Consider the following 1,170-nt stretch of genomic DNA (forward strand, 5'->3'; position numbering starts at 1 on the left):
TTCGACTGGTGGGATGTGCCCGATCTCACCGTGGAGTCGGCGATGGCAGTACCAGTCGATCCACTCGGCGGTGGCGAGTTCGACCTGAGAGAGCGTCTTCCATGGGCGTCGGGGCTTGATCAGCTCGGTCTTGAACAGGCCGATCGTGCTCTCCATGAGGGCGTTGTCGTAGGCGTCGCCGACCGAGCCGATCGAGGCCGCGATGCCGGCGGCGCCCAGGTGCTCGGCGAGCCGGAAACTCGTATATTGCGACCCGGCATCGGAATGATGTATCAACTCGCCCCGCTGATAAGGCTGTTCGTCGCGGTCGCGTTGCCATAGAGCCATGTCCAGGGCGTCCAGGACGAGCCGTGTCTCCTTCGACAGGGCGGCGGCCCAGCCGACGATCCGGCGGGAGAAAGTGTCCACGACGAAGGCGACGTAGACGACTCCTGACCAGGTGCTGACGTGCGTGAAGTCCGCGACCCAGCAGCGGTTCGGAGCCGGCGCGACGAACTTGCGATCCAGCAGGTCCGGCGCCCGCTCGACGGAGCTGTCCGCCATCGTGGTGATGACCTTCTTCCCGCGAACCGCGCCAAAGACGCCGAGCTCCCGCATCAGGCGCTCAACGGTGCACCGGGCCACGACGTGGCCCCGGCGGTGCAGCTCGCGCCAGACCTTCCTGGCCCCGTAGACACGGTAGTTGGACTCGAAGATCTCCCGGATGAGCGGCTTCAGCTCGGCATCGCGAACCGTGCGGGCGGACGGGGCCCGGAGTCGCTTGCGGTAGGCGTAATAGGTGGAGGGGGCGATCTTGCAGTCGTGCTCGGTGAGCACGCGGCAGATCGGCTCGACACCGCCGAAGCGGGCCCGGTGCTCGTCGATGAACGCTACGAGCGAGTGTGTGGCCGGTCGAGCTCGGCCGCGAAGAAAGACGCCGCAGCCTTCAGGATGTCGTTCGCTCGCTTCAGCTCGGCGATCTCCTTCTTCATCGCCTTGATCTGCGCGGACTCCTCCGTGGTCGTCCCCGGACGCTTCCCGGAATCGATCTCGTCCCGCTTCACCCAGTTCCGCAGGGTCTCGGCCGAACCGATCCCGAGTTTCTGGGCGACCGCCCTCACGGCGGCTGACTCGTTCGGATAGTCACCGCGGACCTCGGCGACCATGCGGACCGCTCGTTTGCGCAGCTCA

Annotated in this window: 1 protein-coding gene; it reads right to left on the reverse strand. The window is 66.3% G+C overall.

Annotation, left to right across the window (positions count from 1 at the left end; all coding sequences use genetic code 11):
- Positions 1-1,170 (reverse strand): IS3 family transposase gene (locus tag ACTT8P_RS38295; protein WP_442836401.1). Its coding sequence is split into 2 segments (ribosomal slippage), with 1,171 coding nucleotides annotated over them: positions 1-914 and positions 914-1,170; the frame shifts between segments, so codons are not numbered across the junction. This gene is flagged as partial in the annotation.

The sequence above is a fragment of the Streptomyces sp. JW3 genome (assembly GCF_052216785.1).
Taxonomy (GTDB): Bacteria; Actinomycetota; Actinomycetes; order Streptomycetales; family Streptomycetaceae; genus Streptomyces.